Here is a 22,427-nt window from a genome sequence, read left to right on the forward strand (position 1 = left end):
GGTGACGGCGTCGCGGCTTCCGACACGGACAATCATTTTGCCGCGGGGGTCCTACCTCGGACGATGACAGATCCCTCCAGCGGCGATCCGACCCCGGACGGCGGGGTCCCCGAAGAGTTCGACGAGGTCGACCCGGACGCCGTCTCCGACGACGCTGGCGATCCGGGGACGACCGGCGGCTCGCCGGGCGTCGCGGTGGTGACGGCGCTGGCCCTCGGCATCCTCGGCCCCGTGATCGCGATCGCGAGCGGCGGGATCGTCTTCGGTGTCAGCGCCCTGACCGGAGGGCTCTCGCTGGCTGCGAGCGTCGTTCTGACCCTGATATTCGGCCAGTACGTCGCGTTCGGCGGGCTGGCGATCGCCTACCTCGCGTGGCGCGGGTTCGACCGCGAGGGGATCGTCTCGTACCTCGGCGTCCGGGTGCCGAGCCTCAAGGAGGTCGGAATCGTCCTCGGCGGCTGGGTCGTCATCCTGATCTTGATCCTCGCGGTCTCGACGGTCGTCCAGGCGCTCGGCACCGAGACCGCGTCGAACCAGAGCGCGGAGCTGGCGATGGGGAACCCCGCGATCATCCCGCTTTTCATCGCCGCGTCGTTCCTCGTCATCGGCCCCTGCGAGGAGATCCTCTACCGCGGCGTGGTCCAGGGGCGGCTCCGCGAGTCGCTGCCGGCGGCCCCGTCGATCGCCCTCTCCGCCGCCATCTTCGCGGCCATCCACGTGATGGCGCTGACCGGCGGCCTCTCCGCGCGGCTGACGACGATCGGGATCCTCTTCGTGCCGAGCCTGGTGTTCGGCGCGGTGTACGAGTACACCGAGAACCTCGTGGTCCCCGCGCTGCTCCACGGGCTCCACAACGCCGTGCTGTTCACCGCGCTCTACGTCGCCGTCACACAGACGGACGCGATGCCGGCGGTCCTCGGCTTCCTGCCGGTCTGATCCGCGAGCGGTCGGGCGCTCAGTACAGGTCGCCCAGCTCCTCCTCGACGTGCGAGTGTTCCTCGGCCGGGAACTCGCCGCTCGTCACGGCCGCCTCGTACGCCTCGACGGCGTCGACCATCTCGCCGCGCACGTCGCCGAACCGCTTCGCGAACGGCGGCGACCACTCGCCGAGCCCCACCGCGTCGTTGATCACGAGCACCTGTCCGTCGCAGTCGGGGCCCGCACCGATGCCGATCGTCGGGACGTCGAGCGCCTCGGTCACCGCGCCCGCGAGGTTCGCGGGGACGTGTTCCAGCACGAGCGCGAACGCCCCGGCGTCGGCGTGCGCCCCCGCGAGGTCGATGATCTCCTCGGCGGCGTCCTCGTCGGTCCCTTGCCGGGTGTAGCCGCCGAGCCGATTCACGTGCTGGGGCGTCAGGCCGAGGTGCGCCATCACCGGGATGCCGACCTCGGTCATGCGGCGGGTCACGTCGACGGTGTGCGGCCCGCTCTCGATCTTCACCGCGTCCGCGTTCGCCTCCTTCAGCAGTCGGCCCGCGTTGCGGACGGACTCGGCCTCGTCGACGCCGAAGGAGAGGAACGGCATGTCGGCGACGACCAGCGCGTCCTCGGTCGCGCGCGCCACCGCCGCGGTCCGGCTCGCAACCTCGTCGAACGTGACGGGGAGCGTGGAGTCGTAGCCCAAGGCGGCGTTGCCCATGCTGTCGCCGACGAGGACGACGTCGATCCCCGCCTCGTCGACGATCGCCGCCGTCGGGGCGTCGTAGGCGGTCAGCATCGTGATCGGGTCGTCGCGCTCCCGCAGCCCCCGCGTCGTGGTCATACCTCGGTGTGACCCGCGCGACGCCGTAAAATCGTCGGGAACCGGAAAGGCGGGGCGGCGCGTCCGAACGCCGGCGCCCCCGACGCCGCCGGCGACCGCCACCGATTTGCCGCTCGGCCGCCGAGTCGCTCGCGTGCAACCAGTCGAGCGGGCCGAGTACGAGGGGGTCGACTACGCGTGGGTGATGCAGACGACGTTCGTCGTCACCATCCTCGTGGGGGCGCCCGTCGTGGCGCTGCTGTCGACGCTCGTGACGCTGGAGACGTGGGGGGCGCGCGCCGCGTTCGCGGTCCGGGTCGGCGCGCCCATCTGGTTCGTCACCGCGGTCGCCGTCGCGCTGTACGCGCGGCGGTCGGACGCCGGCGACGGCGGTTCGGACGGCGACGCCACCGCTGGAGCGGAACGAGACGCCGACGCTGACAGCAGCGCGGAACGAGACGCCGACGCTGCCGCCGGAGACGGAGACGCTGTCACCGGAGACGACGGGCCGGAGACCGCCGGCTCGACCGCCGGGCCGACCGACGGGGCAGAGAAGGGCGACTGACCCGAGAGCGGCGGGGATCGCAGCGTCGCGGACGGCGCGGGTCGCTACTCGGCGATCAGGTCCGCGACCCACGCGAAGTCGACGCCGCCGCGCTCGGCGGCCACCGCGTCGGTCCGGGAGTCGCCGACGAACAGGGCGTCCTCGGGGGCGGCCCCGAGCCGGTCGATCGCCGCGAGCAGCGACTCGGGGTCGGGCTTGTGGCTCCCGACGGAGTCGCGGCCGACGATCGCGTCCGCGACGATGGCGTCGTCAAGGCCGTGCGTCTCGGTCGCGATCCGACACGCGTCCTCGCAGTTGAGCGAACAGACGCCCGCGGGCGGGTGGGGAGCGTCGCGACCGCCGTCCGCGGCCGGTCCGTCGGCGGAGTGCGCCTCGCTCCCGGCCGCGAGTCGGTCGGCGAGCGGAAGCCGCGTGGAGTCGCGGGCGCCGTGTCGCTCGTGGCCCGCGATCGCCTCCTCGACCTCGGCCCGGATCCCGTAGTCGTCGGCCGCGCCGAGGAGCCCCCACAGGTCCTCGGTCGGCGGGATGAGCGCGTGCGCGGCGTAGACGTCGAGGACCGCGTCCGCGACGGCGTCCCAGTCGACCGCGAGCTCGACGAGCGTCCCGTCGAGGTCGTAGACGACCGCGTCGTACGCGGCGAGCCGGGGGGCGTCGCCGTCGCTCACTCGTCGAACACCCCGCGGGCGATGATCGTCTTCTGGACCTCCGTCGTCCCCTCGTAGATCTCCGTGATCTTCGCGTCGCGGTAGAGGCGCTCGACGTCGAACTCGGTCGTGTAGCCGTAGCCGCCGTGGACCTGGATCGCCTCGTTCGTCACCGACATCGCGGCCTCGCTGGCGCGGTACTTCGCCTTCGAGGCCGCGACGCGGTAGTCCTCGCCCGCCTCCGCCTGCCGGCACGCCTCGCGGACGAGCAGCCGCGCCGCCGACACGTCGGTCGACATCTCGGCGAGCTTGTGCCGGATCGTCTGGATGTCGGCGATCGGCCGGTCGAACTGCTCGCGCTCCTCGGCGTAGGACGTCGCCTCGTCGAGCGCCGCCTGCGCGACGCCGACCGCCTGCGCCGCGATGCCGATCCGCCCCTCGGTGAGCGTCCGGAAGGCCGCGGAGAGCCCCCTCCCCGGCTCGGTGAGCCGGTTCTCCGCGGGGATCCGACAGTCGTCGAAGGTTAGCCCGGTCGTGTCCGACGCGCGGAGGCCCAGCTTCTCCTCCTTCTTGCCGACCTCGAACCCGTCGGTGTCGGCCGGGACGAGGAACTGCGTGATCGCGTCGTCGTCGGGGTCGTGCGCCTCGTCGACGACCTTCGCGAAGACGATCGCCACCCCGCCGCGTTTCCCGTTCGTGATCCACTGCTTCTCGCCGTTCAGCGCGTACTCGTCGGTCGCGGGGTCGTACGTCGCGGTCGTCGACATCTCCGCGGGGTTCGAGCCCGCGTGCGGCTCGGAGAGACAGAACATCCCCACCGGGCGACCGGTCTCCGCCATCTCGGGGAGCCACGCCTCGCGCTGGGCCTCGCTGCCGAACTCGGCGATACAGGAGGTGGCGAGGCAGTGGACGGAGAGCGCGGTCGCGACCGCGAGCGACCCGTGCGCCAGCGCCTCGTTGGCGACCGCGTAGGTCGTCTCGTCCGCGCCGAACCCGCCGTACTCCTCGGGGACCGTCAGTCCTGTCAGCCCGAGTTCGGCGAGCCCGTCCCACACCTCCTCGGGGAACGTCTCGGTCTCGTCGGCCTCGGCCGCCGTCGGTCGGACCTCCTCGGCCGCGAACTCCTCGACGAGGTCGCGGACCGCCTGCTGTTCGTCGGTGAGCGCCGACCCGACACGTGCTCCGGTCATGTCACCGACTTCGGTCCCTCACCGAAAAAGGTGAGCGATCGGCGAGACCGTCCGCCTCGGCGTCTCGGACGGCGTCACCGCCTACTCGCCCGCGTCGCGCGCCGCCCAGAGCGGGTACAGGTCGTCCCGCGGCGGCTCGGCGAGCGTCTCCCCGTCGAGCCGGACGGTACCCGCGGCGTCGTCCGGGTCGCCGCCGTCCCTAGAGGGCGATTCGACCGACCCGATCGCCGCGCCCGCGATCCCGGCCGCGTCGAGCGCGTCGAGCGCGCCGTCGACCCGGTCCGGCGGGACGGCCGCCAGCAGCGCGCCCGAACCGAACGTCGCGAGGGGGTCGACGCCGAGCGCGTCACAGCAGGCGCGCGTCTCGGGGCGGACCGGGACCGCGTCGCGGTCGACGGCGAAGACCGCCCCGCTCGCCGCCGCCATCTCGACCAGCGCCGTCGCCACGCCCCCCTCGGTCGGGTCGTGGAGCGCGGTCGCGGCGTCGCGGACCGCGGCCGCGTCGGGGACGACGCTCACCTCGTCGAGGAAGCCGGCGGCGGCGTCGAGCGTCGCGGCCGAGACGCCCGCCTCCAGACACTCCTCGCGGAAGTCGGTCGCGAGGATCGCCGTCGCCTCGATCGCCGCCCCCTTGGTGAGGAGGAGGCGGTCGCCCGGCTCGGCCCCGCCGCTCGACACGAAGCGGTCCGTCGTCCCCATCGCCGTCATCGAGCAGAGCGGCCGGTCGAGCGCGTCGAGCACCTCGGTGTGGCCCCCGACGACCGACGCGCCGAGGGCGCTCGCGGTCGCGTCGACCTGGTCGACGACGGCCCGGAGCCGGTCGGGGTCGTCGTCCGGGAGGAAGAGCGTGTGCGTGAGCCACCGCGGGTCGGCCCCGCTCGCGGCGACGTCGTTACAGGCGACGTGGACCGCCAGCGTCCCGACAGACTCGGCCGCCAGCGACAGCGGGTCGCTCGCGACGACGAGCGTCTCGCCCGCGTCGGCCAGGTCGATCGCGGCCGCGTCCTCCCCGTAGGCCGGCCCCTGCGTCACCGCGGCGTCGGGCGCGCCGGTCGCCGCGAGCGCCGCGGCGAGCGCCTCCGGCCCCAGTTTCCCGGTCATCGCTCGCGGAGCCACGCCGCGACGGCGTCGGGGTCCGCGTCGAGCCCGCCGCCCTGCGCGAACGTCGGGCCGCCGCCGCCGCCCCCGCCGAACTCGTCGGTGACCGCGCCGACGACGTCGCCCGCGTCGACGGCCGCGTCGCCCGCGGCCGCGACCACGACGAAGGGGGCGTCTCCCGCGCCGACCGCGGCGAGGGCGTCGACGGCGGTGTCACTTCCGACCGCCTCGGTCGCCGGCTCCCGGAGCTCGTTCGGGTCGGCGTCGGCGACGGTCCCGATCGCCCACCGCGCGCCGTCGACCTCGGTCGTCGGGAGGTCGCGCAGGCGGGCGGCGAGGAGTTCCCCGCGCGCCTCGCGGAGGTCCGCCTCCAGCCGGTCGGCCTCCTCGAGGAGGCGAGAGACGGCGTCGGGGAGGTCACCGACGCGTGCGTCCAGCGTCGTCGCGGCGTCGAGCGCGGCGGCGTGGACCGCGCCGATCTCGTCGATGGCGGTCGGGCCGACCGCGAACTCGACGCGGGTGACCCCCTCGCCCGGGTTCGACCGGTCCAGAACCGCGATCGGCCCGATATCCGCGGTGTTCTCGACGTGAGTCCCGCCGCAGGCGGCGACGTCCCACGGGTCGTCCGCCTCGCCAACCGTCACGACCCGGACCGCGCCACCGCTCATCGCGCCCTCCTCCGTCTTCGTGTTGAACGCGATCCCGTCGACGTCGCGGGCCTCCTCGGCCGAGTGGATCTCCCACGAGACGGGTAGCGAGTCCCAGACGGCGCGGTTGGCGAGCCGCTCTAGCTCGATCAGGTCGCCGTCGTCTAACGGCTCGGCGGTCGTCAGGTCGACGCGGACCTTCGTCTCCGAGATGTCGAAGCCGGCGTAGCCGAGGTCCTCGGCGATACGGCGCGCGGCCCCGTACAGCACGTGGGAGGCGGTGTGCGCCCGGGCGCAGTAGGTCCGGAACGCGTCGTCGATCAGGCCCGTGACCTCGTCGCCGGGCGCGAGGTCGGGGTCGGCGTCGGGGTCGAGGACGTGGACCACGTCCCCGTCCCGCTCGGTGACGTCGGCGACGAGGTGGCCGTCGACGGTCCCCCTGTCGGCCGGCTGGCCGCCGGACTCGGCGTAGAAGTACGTCTCGTCGAGGACGACCTCGCGGCCGTCGACGCGGTCGACCGTCGCTTCGAACTCCCGGACCGTCGGCTCGGCCGGCGCGCGTGAAGCGGTCATTGCCGGGTCGTGGGCGCGGGCGGGTAAATAGGTGACCGCCGCGGTATCCAACGTAAACGAACTGCGGTGGCGCGCGCCTCCGAGCGCCCGAAAGGGCGCGAGGAGCGCGTGCGAGGGAGTCGGGCGGCCGGAGCGAAGCGGAGGCCGGCCGACGAGGTTGGGGAGGCGTGAGGCTGCGGTCGCTGTGCGGGGCGGGACTCGAAGGGGCAGTCGCGAGGCGGTGTTCGTCGACAATCCGTGAACCACCGTTTATAAACGGGCCCCAGCGCCGCTCGCGGCTACCGATAAACGATCAGAAGGACCGCCTCCCGGTTATCCCTCCAGTTCGAACGCGACCTCGACTTCGGCCTGATACTCGCGGTCGGTCGCCCCCTGTAACTCGACGCCGAACTCCTCGACTTCGACCCAGTAGACGTTGTCCAGCGTGTCCTCGGCGCGGTCGATGGCGTCGTCGGCCGCGGCGTCGAAGCTCTCCTCGCTCGTCCCGATCAGCGTGATCTTCTTGAACACCATGTCACGTGCTGGTAAGACGCATGGGGAGATAAAAATAGGCGTCTCCGCGGGCGGGGCCGCGGCGGCCCCGTTCTATCCGCGCCGGTTCACCGGCTACCTGTCCGCGGTCGCGCGACCGATGACGGTCTCCGGCCGCAGCTCGTACAGGGTGAACTCGACGGCTTCGACCGCCTCGTCGAAGAGCCGGAACGGCTGGAACCACTCGTTGAGCGTCGCCTCGTCGACGTCTCGCTCGTACTTCCGGATCGGCCCGCGGGCGTGGACGCTCCACGACTCCTCGGTCGACGACTCGTAGCACACGAACGTGGCGGTGTCGGTGGTCTCGACGAACCGCCCCTTCTCGCCGTCGTCGCCGTGAGCGCTCACGCGGAGGAGGAAGCGGTCGCCGTCGTAGTGGTAGCTCAGCGGGACGGCGTACGCGTCGTCGCCGTCCGCCAGCCCCAGGACGCCGTGCTCGCCGGTCCGGAGGCGGGCGTCGACGTCCGACTCGGTCATGCCGCTCGTGTAGACGTACTCGACGTGTTCCATGGGGACCGTACGCGGCGGGTGCGCAAATAGCCGTAGCCGCGGGGAGTCAGGGGCTGCCCGGCGCGCCTTCCATCACGGCGAAGTCCTCGCCGTCGTGATCGACGCCGATCACCGCCCAGTCGTAGGGCGGTTTCGAAGCGAGGAGCCGCTCCTGGAGGTCGGCCGCGCGGTCGCGCCAGGTGACGAAACACCGGAGGCGCGCGTCGTCACCGCCGTCTGCGAGATACGGGTCGAGGTCGTCGTCGTCCATACACAGCACCGTCACGAACACGCGCCGCCACTTTCGTTCCGCGACGAACTCTCGTCCGCCGTCGGAGACGGTGTATCCCAGTTCGCGGAAGACGTCTCTGGCCTCGGTCGTCGGGGGGATGCTCGCAGTGGCCATCTACCTCGAAGTTCGGCTCCATCCGTGATAAAGTTTCTCACGATTTCGGACGGGGAGAATCTGCGGTGCGGTCGGGAACGCCGGGGAGAGCCGCGAGCGCGCCTCGTCGCCGGCGGCTCACTCGTGGGCCGCGTCCCACTCGTCCGGCTTCCGGAGGTTGCCGCACTCGGTACACTGGATCCGGCCCATCGTGTCCATCGCCGTGTCGAACGAACCGCAGTTACCGCAGCGGAACCCCCAGCGGGACTCGGCCGCCTCGTCCGCGAACACGAGGTAGAAGGGGCCGTCCGCGCCGCGCTCCGTGCGCGACCGGTCGGTGTACACCCGCTCCCCGCTCGCCGTCGTCGACGCTTCCAGGCTCATGGGAGCCCGTACCCGCCCGAGCGACTTAAGCGGCGGACTCGGGAGTCGGGAGAAACGGGGAGCCGAGGGTGAGGAAAGTTCGGTTCTCGGACCGCGGGCGGACGGCTACGTCCGGAACGACTCGCCGCAGCCGCACTCGGAGACGACGTTCGGGTTCTCGACCTCGAAGCCGGCCGCCTGGAGGCCGTGTTCGTAGTCGAGCGTGCTCCCGCCGATGTAGTTCTTGCTCGCGGGGTCGACGAACACCCGGAGGTCGTGGTGTTCCACGACGAGGTCGTCTTCCTCCGGCTCGGTGTCGAAGCGCATGCCGTACGACAGCCCCGCGCAGCCGCCCTGCTGGACGAACAGCCGCAGTCCGGCGATGTCGGTGTCGAGCCCCTCGCCCTCCAGGAGCGAGAGCGCCTCCTCGGCGGCGTCCGGAGTCACCTCGATCGCCGGGTCGTTCCCCTCGGTCCCGGTGTCGGCCGGTTCGGTACTCATGCGAACGCGTTCGGCGTCGACACTCAAAACCCTGCCGGCGGGAGCCGTCAGGTCGCGGCGTCGACGCCCGGGTCCGGGTCGGACTCGGGCGCACCGTCGCGGGCGGCCGCCGCGGGCCCGACGGCCCCGCTGACCGTTACGTCCCGCTTCGGGTACGGGATCTCGATGTCGGCGTCGCCGAGCGCGACGTACAGCGCCCGGTTGAGCTCGTGTTGCGCGCGGCGGCGACGGGTCGGCCCGTTCACCCAACAGAGGATCTCGTACTGGAGCGCCGAGTCGCCGAACGACCGGAACCGCGCCCGGGGCTTCGGGGAGTCGAGGACCAGCGGCTCGGCCGCCACGACTTCCAAAGCGAGCGCCTCGAACTCGTCCACGTCGGTCCCGTAGGCGACGCCGATCGGGACCCGGACGCGGCGGCGGCGCTGGGGCGCGGACTCGTTGGTCACCTTCGCGGCGTTGAGCGCCGCGTTCGGCACCGTCACGAGCACCTCGTCGCGGGTGAGCAGCGTCGTCGAGCGGACGCCCACCTTGATCACGGTCCCGGCCGTGCCGTCGTCGAGGACGATGTAGTCGCCGATCTTGTAGGTGTCGTCGAAGTACAGCGCGATCCCGCCGAAGAAGTTCGCGACGGTGTCTTTCGCGGCGAAGCCGACCGCGATGCCGGCGACTCCCGCCGCGCCGAGCAGGGGCGTGATCTCGATGCCCCAGAGCCACAGCAGGGTGCCGACGCTCCCGACGAGCACCGCCAGCGTCCAGACGTTCGAGAAGACGGGTGCGAAGTCGAACCGGCCGCCCTCGGCGTTGACCGCGGCGACGAGTCGGTTGACGACGGTGTTCGCCCCGTACGCCCAGACGAGGACGATGAGCGACAGCGACGGCCGACCGAACACCGCGTCGAGCAGCTGCGGGCTCACGAGCACCGACGACCGGACCGCCGGCACCTGCGTGAGGAGGAACACGCCGGCGAGCGCGGCGGTGACGACGAGCGGCGGGCGGAGCGAGGAGACGACGATGTCGTCGTACGCGGAGTCGGTGCTCGCGACGTACCGACGGGCGACCCGCAGGATCGCGTACTCCATCCCCACCGCGGCGACGACCGAGACGACGAGGACCGCGACCGTCGCCTCCAGCGCGGTGAACCCCTCGAACAGCGTCAGCGGCGACGGAAACATACCGTCCCGAGGCGGCTCCGCGGCATAACCGTTGCTGCCAGCCGATTTCCCGGATCCGTCGCTACTCGAACCGCTTCCGGACGCTCTCCGCGTGCGCCTCCAGCCCCTCCGCCTCGGCGAGGCCCGTGATCGTCCCCGAGAGGTCGTCGAGCGCGTCGCGGTCGAGCCGCTGGACCGTCGAGGAGCGGAGGAACGTGTCCACGGAGAGCCCGCCGTACCGCTTCGCGCCGCCGTTCGTCGGCAGCACGTGGTTCGTCCCGGCCGCGTAGTCGCCCGCGGCGACCGGCGAGTACGGGCCGAGGAAGACGGAGCCCGCGTTGGTGATCCGGTCTAAGAGCGCCTCGTCGTCGTCGGCCACGATCGAGAGGTGCTCGGCGGCGTACTCCTCGGCGAACAGCACGGCCTCGGGCATCGACCGGGCGTGGAGGACGCCCGAGGCCTCGTTGTCGAGGGCGGCCCGGATCGTCTCCTCGCGCTCGCGCTCGGCCGCCTGCGCATCGATCGCGTCGGCGACGGCGGCGGCGAGGTCGGCGTCGTCCGTGACCGCGACCACGGAGGCGTTCGGGTCGTGTTCGGCCTGCGCGACGAGGTCGGCCGCGACGAGGTCGGGGTCCGCGGTCTCGTCCGCGAGGACGAGCACCTCGCTCGGGCCGGCGAGGAAGTCGATCTCGACGTCGCCCTGGACGATCGACTTCGCGGCGGTGACCCACTTGTTACCGGGGCCCACGATCTTCTGGGTCCGCGTCACCGTCTCCGTGCCGTACGCGAGCGCGCCGATGGCCTGCGCGCCGCCGACCTGGTACACCGCGTCGGCCCCCGCCTCGTGGATCGCCGCGAGGGTGACCGGGTTCAGGTCCGCCGCCGGCGGCGTGGCGACCGCGACGTGGTCGACGCCGGCGACGACCGCGGGGATGACGCCCATCAGCGCGCTGGAGGGGTACGCGGCCGCGCCGCCGGGCACGTACACCCCGACGCGGTCGATCGGGCGGAAGCGCCGGCCGAGCTCGCGGCCGCCGAAGTCGTCGCGCCAGTCGTCCGGGCGCTGTCGCTCGTGGAACTCGCGGACGTTGGCGGCCGCCTCCCGGACCGCGTCGAGGACCGGGTCGTCGGCGTCGGCCAGCTCCTCGTGCGCCCGCGCCGCGTCGTCGGTGATGTCCACGTTGCCGACGGCGACCCCGTCGAACTCCTCGGCGAACTCGCGGACCGCGACGTCGCCCTCCTCGCGGACCCGATCGACGATCTCCCGCACGTCTTCGCGGACCCCCTCGACGCCGGCGTCGCGCTCGAAGAAGGCGCGCCGTTCGGCCGGCGAGAGGTCCGCGACGGTTCGTACGTCCATACGCGTCGTCGGGGACGGCGGGGCAAGGGCGTTCCGACTCGGTCGAACGGCGCGGGCCGACCGCGCCGGCACTCAGGTCAGCGGACGGATCCCGGCGACGTCGAGCAGGGCGAGGACGAGGAGCGCGGCCAGCAGCGCCGCCGCCGCGAAGAGGACGGGGGCGGACGCGGCGACGGCAACGCCGTACGGGGCCACCAAGCGCGTCGTGCCGCGGATGAGGAAGGAGATGAACACGAGGCCGAACGCGGCGAACGCGAGCGCGACGAACCGGGAGCGATCCATCCGGGCGCTCAGTCCGTCTGTGGGACGCCGGTCCCGTGGGGGCCGTGGCCGTGAGGCTCGCGGCTGGGGTCGAAGTCGGTACACATGTCGTAGAACACCGCCTCGGGGTCGCGGTTCCACTGCCACTTCCAGCGGGTCCGGACGAGCAGCGACAGCTTCCGGGTGAGCGACAGCTCCGGGGTGGTCGAGACGGTGTCGTACCCGAGGTTGCGGATGAGCCGGTGGTGGTCGACGTACAGCACCGCCGCGAGCAGGACACCGAGCTGGCAGTCCTCGGGGAGGTACTTGATCCCCGCGACGCCCTCCTCGTAGAGGCGCTCGGTGCGGGCCATCTCCTCGCGGATCGCGGCCGCGACGTCCTCGTCGAACTCCAGGTCGAGGATCTGCTGTTCGCTCACGCCGTGGCGCCGGAGCGTCTCCAGCGGGAGGTAGATCCGGTCGCGCTCGACGACGTCCTCGCGGACGTCCCGGAGGAAGTTCGTCATCTGGAACGCCTCGCCGAGCTTCGTGGCGTGCGGGAGCGCCTCGGCCTCCTCCTCGGCATCGAGGTCCATGATCGCCGTCATCATCCGTCCGACGGCGGCCGCGGAGCCGTCCATGTACTCCTCCAGGTCGGCGTACGTCTCGTACCGGTCGGTGTCGATGTCGCTCGCCATCGCGTCCACGAACGAGTGGACGTCCGCGTCGCGGATGCCGTTGCGCTCGCGCACGTCGGAGAACGCCTCCAACACGGGGTCGTCGGTCGGCTCCTCCCCGAGCGCGGCGGCCCGGAGCCGGTCGAGTTCGGCCCGCTGCTCGTCCGGCGGCGCGGTGTCTTCGGCGTCGACGACCTCGTCGGCGATCCGGAAGAATCCGTACAGCACGTACGTCGGATGGCGAATCCGCTGGGGCAGCAGCCGGGTGGCGACGTGGAAGGTCTTCCCGGTGCGGCGCTGGATCCGCTTGCTCCGGGCAACCTGGTTTTGCTCTACCATGCTGACCTCGGACGGTCGGCAAGGAGGGTCACGTACGGGTCGCCCATCATAAAAGAAAGGTCGGCCTCCAAGAACATAACAGTTCGCACAACACAGTTCGGGTCTCGGTCGGGGCGGCGAATTCCGGCGACCGCCGCGGCGCGCGGGGGAACCGCCGGCTCAGTAGAACGTGTCGCTACAGTCGTAGACGACGCCGTGAGCCGGGCAGACGTACTTACAGTGGCGGTGGTACATCGGCGTCTCACAGACCGGACAGGGGCGGCCACCGTCGCGGGCGGGTTCGTCGCTCACGGGCGGAGTACGCGGTCGAGGGGCAAAACGCTATCCGACGATCGCCCGCCGCGACCCTGACCAGTCAGCGTCGGTCCGGTGACGCGTCAGTCGTCCGCCAGCCGGTCGAACACGGACCGGGCGACCGACTCCTCGCCGAACGGGAGCGTCAACACGCCCTCCCACTCGGCGCCGGTGAGGGCGTCGACCGTCTGGCGGTCGAGTTCGACGCGCCGCACCTCGGTCCCGTCGAGCGTCATCGACACGACGAACGCCGCCGGGTCGTCCGTCGCGCCGGCCTCGTCGAGGCGAGTCCGGAACGACTCGACGCCCGCGTCGGGGAGCGCGACCTGGACGAGGTACTCGCCCTCCTCGGCGAAGACCCCCTTGACGCGGTCGAGGTCGCTCGCGTCGAACAGCAGCGCGTCGGTCCCGTCGTCGCCGGTCAGGCGCGCGACGAACGGCGCGTCCGGGTCGACGGCCGCCGACCGCGGGCCGGCGGCGGCGTCGGAGTCGCCGCCCGTCGGCCCGGGGCCGTCGCCGCCGACGCCGCCGAGCGCCTCGCCGTCAGTCACCGTGGCCGCGCCCGCGAAGCCGACGGCGCCGACCGCACAGGCCGCGCCGAGGCCGCCGAGCACGCCCCGTCGAGAGATGTCCATACCTCGCGGTTCCGGCGAGCGGTGAAAAGGATTACACGCCGATTTCCGCGCGCGATAATTACGGAAATCCGGAACGTTCGCCGCCGGTCACTCGGACGCGAAGGCGACCTCGGCGCGGGTCGCCGTCTCGCCGAACAGCCAGTCGGCGTGGTCGACGGCGTACTCGCGGTGCTCCGCGGTGATGTAGCCGAGCGCGTCCTCGACGACGACCGGACGGTAGTCCCGGAGGCCAGCGCTGCCGGCGGTGTGGAGGACGCAGACGTTCGCGAGCGTGCCGCAGATCAGCAGGTCGTCGATCCCGTGCGCGTCGAGGTACCCCTCCAGGTCCGTTCGGTAGAATGCGTCGTAGGTGTGCTTCTCGACGACGTGGTCGTCGTCGCGGACGTCGAGGTCGGCGACGAGCTCGGCGTCCCACGACCCCTCGACGACGTGTTCGCCCCAGCGGTCGAACTCGTCGTAGTAGTGGGTCTCGTCGAACTGTTCGGGCGGGTGGACGTCGCGGGTGTAGACGACGGACGCGCCGGCCTCGCGGGCGCGGTCGACGAGCGCCGTCACCGGCTCGACGGCGGCCTCGCTCGGCTCGGCGTAGAGGCTCCCGTCCGGGTGGCAGAACCCGTTTTGCATGTCGACGACGACCACCGCGGTTGCTGTCGGATCGAACGCCATACCGACGGTTAGCGCGCGGGGGGCAAAAAGCGTCGTCCGCGCCGCGGACCCGTCCGAAAAATTCGCCGGCCGCGGCGGCGAAGGAACCGACAAACTACTTACCGGGGCGTCCGATACGATTCCTATGCGACGGGTTCCCACCCTCCCGACCGCGGCCGCGGTCGTCGCCGCTGTCGTCGTCCTGTGTGTCGCGTTCACCGCCGGCGTCGCCGCCGCCCCCGACGCCGGCTCGGTCGCCGCCGCGTCCGACGGCGGGCCGACAGCGCCCTCCGTCTCGGCCGAGGCGTGCGACGCCGGCGACGGGACCGGGCTGGTGGGCTGTTGGAACGGAACCCACTACGAGGACTCCGTCGACTTCGCGGAGACCGACGGCCTCAACGAGACGCAGCTAGCGGCCCTGACCGACCTGACGATGGCCCGGGTCGAGCACGTCCGCCAGCGCCCCTTCCGCGAGGACGTGCCGGTCGAGACGGTCACGCGGAGCGAGTACGCCAACGACACCGCGAGCGGGAACGGCTCCGAGGCGTTCCGGCGCTGGAACGACCAGGTGTGGGAGGCGCTGTTCGTCGTCGGCGACGAGACGAACGCGAACGACGAGATCGACTCGGTGTTCGGCGGCGCGGTCTCCGGCTTCTACTCGCCCTCGCAGGACCGGATCGTCATCGTCGTCCCCGACGGCGAGTCGCCCGACATCGACCCCTCGACGCTCGCGCACGAGCTGCTCCACGCGATGCAAGACCAGTACCACGACCTCACCGACCCGCGCTACGTCGGCGCGACCCAGGACGGCGACCTCGCGGTCGACGGCGTCGTGGAGGGCGAGGCGGTCCACGTCGAGGAGCGCTACGCCGCCCGCTGTGACGCCAACTGGACCTGCGCCGAGGCGCCCGAGAGCGACGGTGGAGGCGGGGGCGACGGCCAGGAGTTCAACTTCGGCATCCTCCAGACCGTCCTCCAGCCGTACGGCGACGGAGCCGTGTACGTCCGCGAGCTCCGCGACGAAGGGGGCTGGGCGGCCGTCAACGAGACGATGAACGACCCGCCGGCCTCGACGGCGGAGGTCATCCACCGGAACCCCGACTACGAGGAGGGGAACGTCACGTTCGAGGACGCCGCGACCGGCGGGTGGGAGACGTACGCGGACCAGGGGGTCGGCGGCGCGGAGACCGCCGGCGAGGCGTCGATGTTCGTGATGTTCTGGTACCAGAGCCTCGAGTACCGGAACGCCGTGTTAGAGCCCGACGCGACCGTTCGCGAGAACGTCCAGATCCACCTCGACGCGGAGGCCCAGCTCCAGACTCGGGCGAGCTACAACTACGCGCACCCGGTGACCGACGGCTGGGCGGGCGACGAGCTGTACCCCTACCGGAACGGGGACCGCGACGGCTACGTCTGGGCGACCGAGTGGCAGACCGAAGAGGACGCCGCGGCGTTCCGCGACGCCTACGTCCGGATGCTGACCGCGCACGGCGACGACGAGTACGCCGCGGGGACCGTGTACGAGATCGGCGATGAGAGCGACTTCCCCGGCGCGTACGGCGTCGAGAAGGACGGGACGAGCGTGACGATAACGCACGCGCCCTCGCCGGCGGGCGTCCTCGAACTCCGTCCGGACGCCGACCTCGCGCTCCCGGACGCGGACGACGGGACCGACGACGACGGAACCGACGGCGGTGACGGCAACACCACCGACGGCGACGGGACCGACGACGACGAGAATACCACCGACGAGGGCGGCGACGGCAGTGACGGCAGTGACGGCGGCGACGGCGGCGACGGCGGGAGTACGGAGGGCAGCACCCCCGGGTTCGGCGTCCCGGCGGCGCTCGTCGCCCTCGTGGCGGCGCTCGCGCTGGTCGCGCGACGGACGGTCTAGGGGTTCGTTCGCCCCACGTCCGGCGCCGCGGTCGTCGCGGGGGCGCGGCGGTGGCGGCGCGACACGGGTGGCTTTTCGTCCCCGCGGTCGAACGCCCGGCCATGAGCGACTTCGACATCGTCGACGCGGTCGCGATCCGGGACGGCCGCGCGACCGACGCGTACTTCGAGCGGACCGAGGCGGCGCTGGAGGCGGCGGGGCGGAACCCCCGCGTCGTCGCCGAGGTGACCGCGGACCAGTTCCCGGACGGGGCGTTCGAGGTGTTCGCCGGGCTCGGCGACGCCGTCGAACTGCTCGCCGGTCGCGGCGTCGACGTGGACGCGGTCCCGGAGGGCCGCCTGTTCGACGGCGGGCCGGTGATGCGGATCGAGGGGCCGTACCGCGCGTTCGCGCGGCTGGAGACGTCGCTGCTCGGCTTCCTCTCGCACGCCTCCGGGATGGCGACGGCGGCGCTCGACTGCCGGGTCGCCGCGCCGGACGCGTCGGTGCTCTCGTTCGGCGCGCGCCACGTCCACCCCGCGATGACCGCGGCGGTCGAGCGGTCGGCGCTCGTCGGCGGGTTCGACGGCTTCTCGCACGTCGCGGCCGGCGAGCTGCTCGGGCGCGAGGCGTCCGGGACGATGCCCCACGCGCTCGCCATCTGCTTCGGCCGCGGCGAGCAGGAGGCCGCGTGGCGCGCCTACGACGAGGGCGTCCCCGCGGACGCGCCCCGGATCGCGCTGTGTGACACCTACTCCGACGAGGTCGACGAGGTGCTGCGGGCCGTCGAGACGCTCGGCGACGACCTCGACGGCGTCCGCCTCGACACGACGGGCTCCCGGCGCGGCGACTTCCGGCACATCGTCCGCGAGGTCCAGTGGGAGCTCGACGTCCGGGGGCGCGGCGACGTCGACGTGTACGTCTCCGGCGGGCTCGGTCCCGCGGACCTCCGGGCGCTACGCGACGTGGTCGACGGGTTCGGCGTCGGCGGGTACGTCTCCAACGCGGACCCGGTCGACTTCGCGCTCGACATCGTCGAAGTGGACGGCGAGCCGGCCGCCAAGCGGGGGAAGCTCTCGGGCGCGAAGGCGGTCTACCGCACCGCCGACGGGGGCCACGCGGTCGGGCTCGCGGACCGGTCGGGCCCAAACGGTGCGGAATCGCTCATGGAGCCGGTGATCCGTGACGGAGAGGTCGTCGACGGCGACGCGGCCGACCTGTCGGCGGCGGCGGAGCGGGCGCTCGCGGACGCGGAGGCGGTGGGGTACGGCGCGGACGACTGAAAAGGAACGCGACGCGGACGGTTACAGCTCTTCGACGGCGCCGCCGTCGGCGCGCTCCCGGAAGACCTGTCCCTCGATGAGCGTCACCATCGTGTCCTCGTCCTGCCACGCGGTGGGCGACAGCTTCGCCTTCCGGCAGGTGCGCGAGAGGAACTCCGCGCCCGACCAGCCGTTCTCGACGGGGACCGTCGGGTAGAGCCAGCCGTGGGCGTTCCCGCTGTCGACGGCGACGCCGTGGGTGCCGATCTCGAGGTCCTCGGCCGGGTCGTTGGTGAGGACGGTGTTCGAGACGACGAACACCGAGACGGTGATGTTGTCGAGCTCCTTCGGCTCGACCTCGGAGCCGCAGGAGTCGCCGGACGCCGCCTTGATCGCGGCCTCCACGATGGCGTGGCCGAGCTGATCGGAGGTGTCCCACGCGCCGGCGCAGCCGCGGAGTCGGCCCCGGCCCCGCGTCGACTGGAGGCGGACGAAGGCGCCGGTGCGAGCGTAGAACGCCTCTCGCATGCTCCCGGGCTGTTCGCGTTGCCCGTGTCGAACGAACGACTCCACCGCCTCCCGCGCGAGTTCGACCGCTCGTGCACCGTCGTCGTACGACAGCTGAACGGTCTGGGCCTCGGACATGAGAGTCCATTACGTTGCTGACGACTTGAACGCTTCCCTTGTGGGACCGCGCTCGCGGCGCTCGCGCCGTCTCGGCCGAGAGGCGCCCGACCGAACCGCTTATTCGCCGGCGGGCGCAACGACGGATCGGACAGAGGGAGCCCGACTCCCGTGCCGCTGGCATGAGGAAAGTCCCCCCACCGGCCGGACAGGCGACCGGGCACACGCCCGGAGTCGGAGACGGCTGGCTCTGGAACAGCAACGACACCCCCCGCCCCGACCCGTGATTCGCGCGAACCGACCCGCGAGGGAAGGGAGTTAACCCGAGGAGGACCGACGGGCGGGAACGGATGGAACGGCGAATCCTCGCCGGTGCAAGTCCGCGCCACAAGGTAGTCCGGCCGCGGCGCGGACGCTCAGCCGAATGTCGGGACGAACCGAAGGGGGCTTACTCCCCTCAGTCCGCTCACACCGACCAGCGACGCGGCCGTCCCGCGATTACTGAGACACCGAACTGCGGTGGCGCGTGCCTCCGAGTGGCCGCCGGAGGCGGCCGCGAGGGGCACGCGCGAGGGAGCGGTGAGCGCTCGGAGAGCGCGAACCGCGAGGCTGGGGAGGCGTGAGGCCGCGGTGCTGTGCCGGGAGGGACTCGAAGGGGCAGCCGCGAGGGCGGCGCAGGCGACGGAAGCACCGAACGAGGGAGCGCGAGCGACCGAGCGAGGCGCGCAGCGAGCGTGCGCCGCCCTCGCGGCTGGGGCTTCGGCGGTGTTCATCACCGATCCGCTCTCAACAGTTCGTAACCGACTGCCCGGAAATTCAGATTCGGCTCAGTATCAGGCCGTCTCCATCTCCTTTTCGAGTTCGCGGAGGCGCTCGATGCGGTTCTCCGTCGAGGGGTGCGTGGAGGCGATCTTCCCGACGAAGCCGGCCTTGATCGGGATGATGAAGAACGCGTTCATCTCCGCCTCCTCGCGGAGGTCCTCCTCCGGAACCCTGTCCATCCGGCCGTCGATGGTCATCAGCGCCGAGGCGAGCGCGCCGGGCTTCCCGGTGATGAGCGCCGCGCCGCGGTCGGCCGAGTACTCGCGGTACCGCGAGAGCGCGCGGATGAGCAGGAACGAGATCACCCACACCAGAAGCGACGCGACGATCGCCACGATGACGGGCGCGCCCTGCCGGTTGTCGCCGCCGAGCAGCCAGCCCCACCGCACGATGAAGAACGCGATGGTCGAGAGGAACGACGCGATGGTCATCACCATCACGTCGCGGTTCTTGACGTGGGCGAGCTCGTGGGCGAGCACGCCGTCGAGCTCGTCCGCGTCGAGGCTGTCGAGGAGCCCGGTCGTCACCGCGACGGTGGCGTTCTTCTTGTTCCGGCCGGTGGCGAACGCGTTCGGGACGCGGGTGTTCGCGACCGCGATCGTCGGCTTCGGCAGGTCGGCCTGCTGGCTCAGTCGCTCCACCCGGCGGTGGAGGTCCGGGTACTCGTCGGGGTCGACCTCGTGGGCGCCCATGCTCCGCAGCGCGAGCTTGTCGCTGAAGAAGTACTGCGCGAGCGAGAACGCGCCGAACATCGCGAGCGTGAAGATGATCCCGACGTTGAACACCTCGATCAGGACGCCGATGAACACGACGTAGAGGGCAAAGAGCAGGAACATCGTGAACCCCATCCGTCCACGGAGTCCCCAGTCTGTCTTCCAGTCCATGCCTCCAAGTTACCGCTCGGCGCGTTAAAGCCTGCCGGAGCCGGGGACGACGGAGGGGGGAGCCACCCGCCCGCGGCGGTGCGATTTTCGTCGCAACGGTGCGTTTTTCCCCCGCGACGGCGACGCCGACGCATGGAGACAGTCCTCGTCACCGGCGGCCGCGGCGCGTCCGGGCGCTGGGTCGTCGACCGCCTCGCCGGCGACTACGAGGTCGTCGTCGTCGACTACGACCACCCCGGGCTCGGCGTCGACCCCGCCCCGCACGTCTCGTTCCGGGCGGCCGACCTCGCCGAGCGCGACCAGGCGCTCGACGTCGTCGCCGCCGTCGACCCCGACGCGGTGGTCCACTGGGCGGCGATCCCGGTCGCCGGCACGCACCCCGAAGGCCGGGTGTTCGAGACGAACGCGCTCGCGGCGAAACACGTCCTCGACGCGGCCGGCCGGGCGGACGCGCCGGTCGTCCAGGCCTCCAGCGACGGCGCGTACGGCTTCTTCTTCGCCGAACCGACGCCGTTCCCGGACGAGCTGCCGGTCACCGAGGCCCACCCGCTCCGCCCCGAGGACCCGTACGGGCTCTCGAAGGTGACCGCTGAGGCGGCGGCGGGCGCGGCCGCGCGCCGCCACGGTGTCCCCGCGGTCTCGGTGCGTCCCTCGTGGATCCAGTACCCCGGCGCGTACGCCTGTCGCGCGGAGGAGTACGTGACCGACCTCGACGCCGGCGCGGGCAACTTCTGGTCGTACGTCGACGCCCGCGACGTCGCGGACCTCGTCGCGGCCGCGCTCGCGGACCTCCTCGGAGCGAGTCCGGCCGTCGAGCCGGGCACCCACGAGGCGGTCAACTGCGTCGCGGCCGACAACGCGCTCGGCCGGCCCCTGCGCGACCTCCTGCGCGAGTCGTACGGCGAGATCCCGGACGACTGCGCGGTCGACGAGGGCGCGTTCGCCGCGCGCGACGACCGCGGCGCGTACGCGGTCGCGAAGGCGGAACGACTGTTCGGGTGGACGCCGTCGCGGTCGTGGCGCGACGCGGCCGACGAGGCGGTCGCCGAGCCGACGCTGTTCGCGGAGTGACCGTACGACGGGAGTCGTGGCGGGTCCCCGTCGACGGCGACGAATCCCGTCAGATCGATAGGATCGCGTTGACGAGCGTCCGCGTCGCGATGGCGGTCACGGAGCCGAGCCACGTCAGGAGGACGAAGTGGATGTAGCCGTTCGCGGGGTTGCCGCCGTCGATCCGGCGGATCATCTGCGAGGAGAGCGCCGCGTTGAACAGCACGACGGTGAGCAGGAGGTACTCGATGAGCGGGATGTCGTAGGCGCCGGGGTAGACGATCTGCCCGATGTCCATCTCCTCGAGCCCGAAGTCGGCGGTCAGGTCCGCCAGGATCGCGACGATCTCCAGCCCGATGAAGAAGGCGAACGTCGCGGCCGCGGTGATCCCGTACAGCAGCCCGATGAACGTCATCGCCGCCTGCCGGCGCTGCTCGCGGAGCTGGTTGACGGCGTTCATGTTCCGCGAGATCAGCTCGCCGAGCATCTTCGGGTCGCCCCCCATCCGCCGGCCGACGAGGTACATCTCGGAGAACTTCTGGATGAGGTACGAGCGCGTGTCACGCGTGAACGCCCGCCACGCGCCCTCGGTGCTGATCCGCATGTTGAGCCGGCGGTAGAGCCGTTCGATCGACTCCGATAGCTCGCCGAAGTTCTTGTCGCGCAGCGTCGTCAGCACGTCCGTGGTCGTCGACTGCTTCGCGCTCTCGGTCGCCCCCAGCGCGCGCACGAACGACGGGAACTCGCCGTCGCGGGCCGTGATCGCCTGCTCCTCGCTCCGGAGGACGACCCCGGTGATGATGAGCGGCGAGATGGGGACCGCGAGGTACAGCGGCAGCCGCACGTCGTCGATGAAAAAGAGGATGCCGGGGAGCCCGGGGCCGTACCCGAACATCCCGGCGGCCGTGATCCCGATGATGAGGAACGAGAGCGCGCCGCCGCCGATCAGCGACCCCCACAACTTGAGGTCGCCGGGGGCCCGCTCGTCGGGGTGGTACCAGATGGGGTCGTACGGCGAGGTCGCGCGGATCATCGCGTAGAAGCCGAGCTGGACGAAGACGAAGAGGACGATGACGGCCGCGACCGTCGCGGTCGGGTCGTTGCCGGTGAGGATCGGGAGGACGACGGCGAAGACGAGGGCGAACGTCATCGAGAGGATCATCGACATGTACAGGTCCTTCATCACCTCCAGGTTCGAGAGCGCGGACTCGTACCGGGTCTCGTACTGCGCGAGCATCACGTCCTGCTCGGAGACGAGGAACTCCTCTAACGACTGCCCCGCGCCCATCGTGTAGCCGAGGCGGTCGAAGAAGTCGGCCATCGCGTCGGAGGGGACCTCCTGTGCGCGGCGGCGACAGGCGTCGTCGAGGCTCTGGTTCCACGTGTCGACGAGGTGGACGACGCGACCGATCTCCTCGGCGGCGACGCCGTACTCCTCCTCCTTCGCCAGCGTCCGGAACACCTCCATCCGGTCGATGTTCGTCGTCGACAGCACCGTCATGTGGGTCATCACGAGGTGTAGCTGGTTGTCGATCTTCGTCTCCAGGCTGGAGAGGTAGATCTTCGGGTAGATGACGGCCGCGAACAGCACGAGCCCGCCGAACATCGGGATCGGCACCCGGGCGGCGAAGGGGAGCGGCAGCACGACCAGGCCGACGACGCTGCCGAGGAACACGAACAGGGCCGGCAGGAGCACCAGGCCGACGTACTTCCGCTTGGAGATGTCGAGCTGGTCGTACGACTCCATCACCTCCGAGGTCAGCTTGGCGGCCGTCGCGAGCCCGTCGCCCATCTGTTTCACGGCCATCGTCAGCGCCCCTCGGTCGCGGTCATGCGGTGCT

Annotated in this window: 25 protein-coding genes and 1 other RNA gene; 6 read left to right on the forward strand and 20 right to left on the reverse strand. The window is 71.7% G+C overall.

Annotation, left to right across the window (positions count from 1 at the left end; translation table 11 throughout):
* Positions 1-63 precede the first annotated feature (63 nt).
* Positions 64-936, forward strand: coding sequence for a CPBP family intramembrane glutamic endopeptidase (locus Q0116_RS06075; RefSeq protein WP_297886452.1), 873 nt, complete (start codon positions 64-66; stop codon positions 934-936).
* A 19-nt stretch (positions 937-955) separates the two neighbouring features.
* On the opposite strand, the gene panB is transcribed toward Q0116_RS06075, so the two are convergent.
* On the reverse strand, positions 956-1,762 hold the full coding sequence (gene panB / locus Q0116_RS06080; protein ID WP_297886453.1) for a 3-methyl-2-oxobutanoate hydroxymethyltransferase: 807 nt from the start codon (positions 1,760-1,762) through the stop codon (positions 956-958).
* A gap of 133 nt (positions 1,763-1,895) precedes the next feature.
* Here panB and Q0116_RS06085 point away from each other — a divergent pair, with 133 nt between their 5' ends.
* Positions 1,896-2,306, forward strand: a complete 411-nt coding sequence (locus tag Q0116_RS06085) for a DUF5822 domain-containing protein (RefSeq protein WP_297886454.1) — start codon at positions 1,896-1,898, stop codon at positions 2,304-2,306.
* Positions 2,307-2,350: 44 nt separating this feature from the next.
* Here the strand turns inward: Q0116_RS06085 and Q0116_RS06090 are convergent, their stop codons facing one another.
* From Q0116_RS06090 to Q0116_RS06165, 16 genes are all read right to left on the reverse strand, one after another.
* Complete coding sequence (locus Q0116_RS06090; protein WP_297886455.1) at positions 2,351-2,971, reverse strand: HAD family hydrolase; 621 nt, start codon at positions 2,969-2,971, stop codon at positions 2,351-2,353.
* Entirely contained in the window at positions 2,968-4,140 is a 1,173-nt protein-coding gene (locus Q0116_RS06095) for an acyl-CoA dehydrogenase family protein (protein WP_297886456.1), read from the reverse strand. Before Q0116_RS06095 ends, Q0116_RS06090 begins: the two co-directional genes overlap by 4 nt.
* Before the next feature lie 81 nt (positions 4,141-4,221).
* Entirely contained in the window at positions 4,222-5,241 is a 1,020-nt protein-coding gene (locus Q0116_RS06100) for an AIR synthase family protein (protein ID WP_297886457.1), read from the reverse strand.
* Positions 5,238-6,458, reverse strand: coding sequence for a DHHA1 domain-containing protein (locus tag Q0116_RS06105; RefSeq protein WP_297886458.1), 1,221 nt, complete (start codon positions 6,456-6,458; stop codon positions 5,238-5,240). Before Q0116_RS06105 ends, Q0116_RS06100 begins: the two co-directional genes overlap by 4 nt.
* A gap of 312 nt (positions 6,459-6,770) precedes the next feature.
* Positions 6,771-6,971 (reverse strand): dodecin, encoded by a 201-nt coding sequence (locus Q0116_RS06110; RefSeq protein WP_006114497.1) that lies wholly within the window; start codon positions 6,969-6,971, stop codon positions 6,771-6,773.
* A 93-nt stretch (positions 6,972-7,064) separates the two neighbouring features.
* Positions 7,065-7,499, reverse strand: coding sequence for a pyridoxamine 5'-phosphate oxidase family protein (locus Q0116_RS06115; RefSeq protein WP_297886459.1), 435 nt, complete (start codon positions 7,497-7,499; stop codon positions 7,065-7,067).
* 46 nt (positions 7,500-7,545) lie between these two features.
* Complete coding sequence (locus Q0116_RS06120; protein ID WP_297886460.1) at positions 7,546-7,884, reverse strand: hypothetical protein; 339 nt, start codon at positions 7,882-7,884, stop codon at positions 7,546-7,548.
* Positions 7,885-8,001: 117 nt separating this feature from the next.
* Positions 8,002-8,247 (reverse strand): DUF5816 domain-containing protein, encoded by a 246-nt coding sequence (locus tag Q0116_RS06125; RefSeq protein ID WP_297886461.1) that lies wholly within the window; start codon positions 8,245-8,247, stop codon positions 8,002-8,004.
* Positions 8,248-8,352: 105 nt separating this feature from the next.
* Positions 8,353-8,727 carry an iron-sulfur cluster assembly accessory protein gene (locus tag Q0116_RS06130; RefSeq protein ID WP_049930136.1) on the reverse strand — a complete coding sequence of 125 codons (375 nt, stop codon included), beginning with the start codon at positions 8,725-8,727 and terminating at the stop codon, positions 8,353-8,355.
* Positions 8,728-8,774: 47 nt separating this feature from the next.
* Positions 8,775-9,899: a mechanosensitive ion channel family protein gene (locus Q0116_RS06135; protein WP_297886462.1), complete on the reverse strand. Its 1,125-nt coding sequence runs from the start codon at positions 9,897-9,899 to the stop codon at positions 8,775-8,777.
* 61 nt (positions 9,900-9,960) lie between these two features.
* Complete coding sequence (gene hisD, locus Q0116_RS06140) at positions 9,961-11,238, reverse strand: histidinol dehydrogenase (RefSeq protein WP_297886463.1); 1,278 nt, start codon at positions 11,236-11,238, stop codon at positions 9,961-9,963.
* A 72-nt stretch (positions 11,239-11,310) separates the two neighbouring features.
* Positions 11,311-11,520 carry a hypothetical protein gene (locus Q0116_RS06145; protein ID WP_297886464.1) on the reverse strand — a complete coding sequence of 70 codons (210 nt, stop codon included), beginning with the start codon at positions 11,518-11,520 and terminating at the stop codon, positions 11,311-11,313.
* Positions 11,521-11,528: 8 nt separating this feature from the next.
* Positions 11,529-12,494, reverse strand: coding sequence for a phytoene/squalene synthase family protein (locus Q0116_RS06150; protein WP_297886465.1), 966 nt, complete (start codon positions 12,492-12,494; stop codon positions 11,529-11,531).
* Positions 12,495-12,653: 159 nt separating this feature from the next.
* Complete coding sequence (locus tag Q0116_RS06155) at positions 12,654-12,785, reverse strand: HVO_2523 family zinc finger protein (RefSeq protein WP_297886466.1); 132 nt, start codon at positions 12,783-12,785, stop codon at positions 12,654-12,656.
* Positions 12,786-12,871: 86 nt separating this feature from the next.
* Positions 12,872-13,423, reverse strand: a complete 552-nt coding sequence (locus tag Q0116_RS06160) for a hypothetical protein (RefSeq protein ID WP_297886467.1) — start codon at positions 13,421-13,423, stop codon at positions 12,872-12,874.
* Between the two features lie 87 nt (positions 13,424-13,510).
* Entirely contained in the window at positions 13,511-14,089 is a 579-nt protein-coding gene (locus tag Q0116_RS06165) for a cysteine hydrolase family protein (protein WP_297886468.1), read from the reverse strand.
* 124 nt (positions 14,090-14,213) lie between these two features.
* Here Q0116_RS06165 and Q0116_RS06170 point away from each other — a divergent pair, with 124 nt between their 5' ends.
* Together Q0116_RS06170 and Q0116_RS06175 are read left to right on the forward strand one after the other, a co-directional pair.
* Positions 14,214-15,965 (forward strand): Hvo_1808 family surface protein, encoded by a 1,752-nt coding sequence (locus tag Q0116_RS06170; RefSeq protein ID WP_297886469.1) that lies wholly within the window; start codon positions 14,214-14,216, stop codon positions 15,963-15,965.
* 101 nt (positions 15,966-16,066) lie between these two features.
* Complete coding sequence (locus Q0116_RS06175) at positions 16,067-17,227, forward strand: nicotinate phosphoribosyltransferase (RefSeq protein WP_297886470.1); 1,161 nt, start codon at positions 16,067-16,069, stop codon at positions 17,225-17,227.
* A 21-nt stretch (positions 17,228-17,248) separates the two neighbouring features.
* Here Q0116_RS06175 and Q0116_RS06180 read toward each other — a convergent pair whose 3' ends face one another.
* Positions 17,249-17,851 carry a TIGR00296 family protein gene (locus Q0116_RS06180; RefSeq protein ID WP_297886471.1) on the reverse strand — a complete coding sequence of 201 codons (603 nt, stop codon included), beginning with the start codon at positions 17,849-17,851 and terminating at the stop codon, positions 17,249-17,251.
* A 129-nt stretch (positions 17,852-17,980) separates the two neighbouring features.
* Here Q0116_RS06180 and rnpB point away from each other — a divergent pair.
* Positions 17,981-18,293, forward strand: an RNA gene (gene rnpB, locus Q0116_RS06185) — RNase P RNA component.
* 370 nt (positions 18,294-18,663) lie between these two features.
* Here the strand turns inward: rnpB and htpX are convergent.
* On the reverse strand, positions 18,664-19,536 hold the full coding sequence (htpX, locus tag Q0116_RS06190) for a zinc metalloprotease HtpX (RefSeq protein ID WP_297886472.1): 873 nt from the start codon (positions 19,534-19,536) through the stop codon (positions 18,664-18,666).
* A 132-nt stretch (positions 19,537-19,668) separates the two neighbouring features.
* Between htpX and Q0116_RS06195 the strand changes: the two genes are divergently transcribed.
* The gene (locus Q0116_RS06195) at positions 19,669-20,607 is read left to right on the forward strand and encodes an NAD(P)-dependent oxidoreductase (protein ID WP_297886473.1); all 939 of its coding nucleotides are present in this window, start codon (positions 19,669-19,671) and stop codon (positions 20,605-20,607) included.
* A 49-nt stretch (positions 20,608-20,656) separates the two neighbouring features.
* Here the strand turns inward: Q0116_RS06195 and flaJ are convergent, their stop codons facing one another.
* Entirely contained in the window at positions 20,657-22,393 is a 1,737-nt protein-coding gene (gene flaJ, locus Q0116_RS06200; protein WP_297886474.1) for an archaellar assembly protein FlaJ, read from the reverse strand.
* Positions 22,394-22,427: the final 34 nt, after the last annotated feature.

Source organism: uncultured Halorubrum sp. (assembly GCF_937146585.1).
In the GTDB taxonomy this organism is placed as follows: domain Archaea; phylum Halobacteriota; class Halobacteria; order Halobacteriales; family Haloferacaceae; genus Halorubrum; species Halorubrum miltondacostae.

Coding starts and splice junctions, on each gene's coding strand:
- Q0116_RS06075 (WP_297886452.1), top strand. CDS start 64: ATGACAGATCCCTCCAGCGGCGATCCGACCCCGGACGGCGGGGTCCCC.
- panB (WP_297886453.1), bottom strand. CDS start 1,762: ATGACCACGACGCGGGGGCTGCGGGAGCGCGACGACCCGATCACGATG.
- Q0116_RS06095 (WP_297886456.1), bottom strand. CDS start 4,140: ATGACCGGAGCACGTGTCGGGTCGGCGCTCACCGACGAACAGCAGGCG.
- Q0116_RS06100 (WP_297886457.1), bottom strand. CDS start 5,241: ATGACCGGGAAACTGGGGCCGGAGGCGCTCGCCGCGGCGCTCGCGGCG.
- Q0116_RS06105 (WP_297886458.1), bottom strand. CDS start 6,458: ATGACCGCTTCACGCGCGCCGGCCGAGCCGACGGTCCGGGAGTTCGAA.
- Q0116_RS06110 (WP_006114497.1), bottom strand. CDS start 6,971: ATGGTGTTCAAGAAGATCACGCTGATCGGGACGAGCGAGGAGAGCTTC.
- Q0116_RS06115 (WP_297886459.1), bottom strand. CDS start 7,499: ATGGAACACGTCGAGTACGTCTACACGAGCGGCATGACCGAGTCGGAC.
- Q0116_RS06120 (WP_297886460.1), bottom strand. CDS start 7,884: ATGGCCACTGCGAGCATCCCCCCGACGACCGAGGCCAGAGACGTCTTC.
- Q0116_RS06125 (WP_297886461.1), bottom strand. CDS start 8,247: ATGAGCCTGGAAGCGTCGACGACGGCGAGCGGGGAGCGGGTGTACACC.
- Q0116_RS06130 (WP_049930136.1), bottom strand. CDS start 8,727: ATGAGTACCGAACCGGCCGACACCGGGACCGAGGGGAACGACCCGGCG.
- Q0116_RS06135 (WP_297886462.1), bottom strand. CDS start 9,899: ATGTTTCCGTCGCCGCTGACGCTGTTCGAGGGGTTCACCGCGCTGGAG.
- hisD (WP_297886463.1), bottom strand. CDS start 11,238: ATGGACGTACGAACCGTCGCGGACCTCTCGCCGGCCGAACGGCGCGCC.
- Q0116_RS06145 (WP_297886464.1), bottom strand. CDS start 11,520: ATGGATCGCTCCCGGTTCGTCGCGCTCGCGTTCGCCGCGTTCGGCCTC.
- Q0116_RS06150 (WP_297886465.1), bottom strand. CDS start 12,494: ATGGTAGAGCAAAACCAGGTTGCCCGGAGCAAGCGGATCCAGCGCCGC.
- Q0116_RS06160 (WP_297886467.1), bottom strand. CDS start 13,423: ATGGACATCTCTCGACGGGGCGTGCTCGGCGGCCTCGGCGCGGCCTGT.
- Q0116_RS06165 (WP_297886468.1), bottom strand. CDS start 14,089: ATGGCGTTCGATCCGACAGCAACCGCGGTGGTCGTCGTCGACATGCAA.
- Q0116_RS06170 (WP_297886469.1), top strand. CDS start 14,214: ATGCGACGGGTTCCCACCCTCCCGACCGCGGCCGCGGTCGTCGCCGCT.
- Q0116_RS06175 (WP_297886470.1), top strand. CDS start 16,067: ATGAGCGACTTCGACATCGTCGACGCGGTCGCGATCCGGGACGGCCGC.
- Q0116_RS06180 (WP_297886471.1), bottom strand. CDS start 17,851: ATGTCCGAGGCCCAGACCGTTCAGCTGTCGTACGACGACGGTGCACGA.
- htpX (WP_297886472.1), bottom strand. CDS start 19,536: ATGGACTGGAAGACAGACTGGGGACTCCGTGGACGGATGGGGTTCACG.
- Q0116_RS06195 (WP_297886473.1), top strand. CDS start 19,669: ATGGAGACAGTCCTCGTCACCGGCGGCCGCGGCGCGTCCGGGCGCTGG.
- flaJ (WP_297886474.1), bottom strand. CDS start 22,393: ATGGCCGTGAAACAGATGGGCGACGGGCTCGCGACGGCCGCCAAGCTG.